This is a genomic window from Chamaesiphon polymorphus CCALA 037 (assembly GCF_003003845.1).
Classification (GTDB): Bacteria; Cyanobacteriota; Cyanobacteriia; order Cyanobacteriales; family Chamaesiphonaceae; genus Chamaesiphon; species Chamaesiphon polymorphus.
Window position 1 is genome coordinate 1 of sequence record NZ_PVWO01000542.1, and the last position, 3,531, is coordinate 3,531.

3 protein-coding genes are annotated in these 3,531 nt (G+C 47.3%); all 3 read left to right on the top strand.

Annotation, left to right across the window (positions count from 1 at the left end; genetic code table 11):
- Positions 1–235: 235 nt before the first annotated feature.
- From C7B77_RS26020 to C7B77_RS26030, 3 genes are read left to right on the top strand one after another with little or no spacing between them, the layout of a single operon-like run.
- On the top strand, positions 236–829 hold the full coding sequence (locus C7B77_RS26020; protein ID WP_106311830.1) for a recombinase family protein: 594 nt from the start codon (positions 236–238) through the stop codon (positions 827–829).
- Positions 807–2,450, top strand: coding sequence for an IS481 family transposase (locus C7B77_RS26025; protein WP_106311836.1), 1,644 nt, complete (start codon positions 807–809; stop codon positions 2,448–2,450). Before C7B77_RS26020 ends, C7B77_RS26025 begins: the two co-directional genes overlap by 23 nt.
- Positions 2,440–3,414: an ExeA family protein gene (locus C7B77_RS26030; protein ID WP_106311833.1), complete on the top strand. Its 975-nt coding sequence runs from the start codon at positions 2,440–2,442 to the stop codon at positions 3,412–3,414. Before C7B77_RS26025 ends, C7B77_RS26030 begins: the two co-directional genes overlap by 11 nt.
- The last annotated feature ends 117 nt before the right edge of the window (positions 3,415–3,531 follow it).

Sequence of the window (3,531 nt, forward strand, 5' to 3'; positions counted from 1 at the left end):
TTCAAACCCGAATTAATTGCAACTGAACCCAGATTAATTGCAACCAACCCACAATCATCCGTTCCAACCCACATTAATTGCAACTATAAAAAAGTAAAGAAAACGGTCGTTTCCTTTACTCGGTGAGGAAACTGTATGGAGTGACGGTAAAACGCCAGTTAGTCAGTAAAGCAACTCGATAAAGAAATCAAAATCAAGATATACTCGTCATAGATGAGTTTATTCACTTTTTGTCGTGCTAATTGGCTATGCTCGTGTTTCAACTGACGACCAACTTCTGGATCTCCAGCAGGACGCACTGAATAAAGTTGGCTGCGAGAGAATCTTTACAGATCGGGAGAGCGGTGCTAAAGCCACCCGCCCAGGACTGACATTAGCACTAGATATATTACGCGCAGGAGATACACTTGTCGTTTGGCGACTAGATCGGTTGGGGAGATCGCTCAAGAACCTAATCGAGTTAACAGAACTGCTCCGCGAACGATCGATCCAACTGCACAGCATCCAAGAAGGGATCGACACCTCCAGCAGCGGCGGACAATTAATGTTTCACCTATTCGGCGCACTGGCAGAGTTCGAGCGGAACCTGATTCGCGAACGAACAAATGCTGGATTAACAGCCGCCAGAACCAGAGGCAAGACAGGTGGTAGACCCAAGGCACTAGAACCAAATCAGAGAGCCTTGGTCGTTAGTCTGTACAACGAGAAACGACATTCGCTCGATGAGATCTGTCAAATGATGGGTATTTCCAGACCCACCCTTTATAGTTATGTAGCCGAGGAAAAAAACAGTGCCCCGCAAACAAATCCCCGCCTCGGCTCTAGTTAGCTTACGACAAAGCTTAGATCTACTCCCCGCTCGTTGCTCCGAACGAAAACAGCTCGTCGAAAACACCGCCAATCTCTACGGGATATCCACAGACACCTTATATCGCTCACTCCGAGAACAAACGAGACCAAAATCTATCCATCGTAATGACCGAGGGCTGCCACGCAAGCTGTCACAACCAGAGATGGAAAGCTACTGTGAAATCATCGCGGCTTTCAAAATTCGCACCAGCAATAAAAAGGGGCGACATATCTCCACCACCAAAGCCATCGAAATCCTTGAGGAGTATGGTGTTGATACTCCCAGTGGCTTCATCCAACCACCACCAGGACTATTGACCAGAACAACAGTCAACCGTTATCTCCAAGCTTGGGGATACGACCAAGAGCGGATGACTAGACAGCCTCCTGCTGTGCGCTTTCAAGCCGACAACAGTAATGACTGCTGGCATTTCGATCTCAGCCCCTCAGACTTAAAACATATCGCTCAACCAGCTTGGGTAGAGCCAAGTCGGGGTAATCCGCTCCTAATGCTGTACAGCGTCGTCGATGACCGGAGTGGGATGTGTTATCAGGAATACCACTGTGTCTATGGAGAGAACGTCGAAGCCGCACTACGATTCTTATTTAACGCCATGACAGCTAAGACTGACAACTCACCTTTTCAAGGTATCCCTGCCGCAATCTATGCCGATAATGGGCCGATCTCCAAAAGCACTATCTTCCAAAATGTCTTGTCCTGCCTAGATATCAAGCTCATGACCCACATGCCTAAAGGGAGTGACGGTCGGCGGGTAACAGCCAGATCTAAAGGTAAAGTCGAAAGACCATTTCGGACAGTCAAAGAAGCTCATGAAACGCTCTATCACTTCCAGCAACCACAGACTGAAGCAGAAGCAAATCAGTGGCTCCATCGGTATTTACTCAATTACAACGACCAGTCTCATCGTTCGGAACCTCACTCTAGGTTAGAAGACTGGCTGGCAAATATTCCCAAGGGCGGACTCAGAGCCATGTGTAGTTGGGAGCGGTTCTGTACCTTTGCGCGCGAACCTCAACGGCGAAAAGTGGGTGGGGATGCCAGAGTCTCAGTTGAAGGTGTAGCTTATGAAGTAGATCCAGATCTGGCAGGTGAAACGGTAATTCTATGGTGGGGGTTGTTCGATAATGAACTATACGTTGAAAGAGATGAGCAGCGGTATGGGCCATTTTATCCAGTAGATGGGCCGATTCCATTGCATCGGTATCGGAAGTTCAAGAAAACTCGCACTCAGGAACGAGCCGACCGAATTGCTACTTTGGCGAAACAGTTAGATCTTCCTCGTGCAGCTCTAGCCGGAAATACCGATCTTCGGATGGTCGAGGAGCGAGATCCTAGTCCAGCATTGCCCTTGAACCCGTTTCAAGATCCCGACCCTTATCGAGAATTTGCTTATCCGACAACCTTGATGGCAAAGCTGGGGATTGCCGATTATTTAGGCCAACCATTAGCCAAACTTGCAGTCGAACACCGAGAATTTATCACCGCTTTAATTGAGGAAACTTTGACTAAGAAAGTTATTTTAGAACGAGTTCGAGCGTATTTTCAATTACAAATCAGGGGTGAAGCAAATGCTGACTGAAGTAGCGATCCATTTTGGCTTGGACAAGGAGTTCAGACAGGCAGGATATCATGAGACCGCCGCTCAAAAACAGCTATTGCAAGATCTCAAGATTGCCGCTCAATCGGGTTCATTAGTAGCTTTGACGGGAATTATCGGCAGTGGGAAAACGACAACATTACGCCGCTTGTTTACGGCGTTAATGAAAGAGAACAAGATCCTAGTTTCCAAGTCAATCTCGATTGAGAAGAATCGGTCTACAATGACAACGTTGATTTCTGCGTTGTTTTACGATCTATCGACTGATGATAAAGAGGTGAAGATTCCGGCATCGGGAGAAAAGCGCGAGCGAGATTTACGGGACTTGATTAAGAAGCGGAAGAAACCCGTTGTCTTATTCGTGGATGAAGCACACGACCTACATTACAGCACGCTTAAAGGATTGAAGCGGCTGATAGAAATGGTTGAAGATGGCGGTGGAATTCTCTCAGTCTTGCTGGCAGGGCATCCCAAGTTAAAAAATGATTTACGTCGTCCGACGATGGAAGAGATCGGCTCTCGGTCTACGATTTTGACTTTGGAGGGGATGGTAGGAAGTCAAAGAGAATATATCACTTGGTTGATTGATGCTTGTGGATCTGAGGGAACTAAGCTATCGGATGTGTTGACGGTTGAGGCGGTTGACATTCTCAGTGAGCGATTGAGAACTCCACTCCAAATCCAACAGCATTTGATGCTGGCAATGGAGGCTGCTTATCAGGCGGGGGAAAAGCCTGTGACTGGGGCGATTGTGGAATCGGTACTGTCAAAACAAATCGATGAGTTGGAGCCGAAACTGACGCGACATGGCTACGATTTGCGTGGCTTGGCAGACCAGTTTCACGCGAAACCAGCAGAGATTAAGTTGTTCTTCCGGGGTCAACTCGATCCAGCTCGAACAAAGGAGTTAACCGACCAAATGTTGATGGCTGGGTTGCCAATTTAGCTCTGTGAGTAAGTTTCATCCGCTGAATTTATAGTTGCAGTTAATGTGGGTTGGAACGGATGATTGTGGGTTGGTTGCAATTAATCTGGGTTCAGTTGCAATTAATTCGGGTTTGAT

What these genes read in the sequence shown, in the direction of transcription:
- C7B77_RS26030 (WP_106311833.1), top strand. Translation starts at nt 2,440, where the DNA reads ATGCTGACTGAAGTAGCGATCCATTTTGGCTTGGACAAGGAGTTCAGA.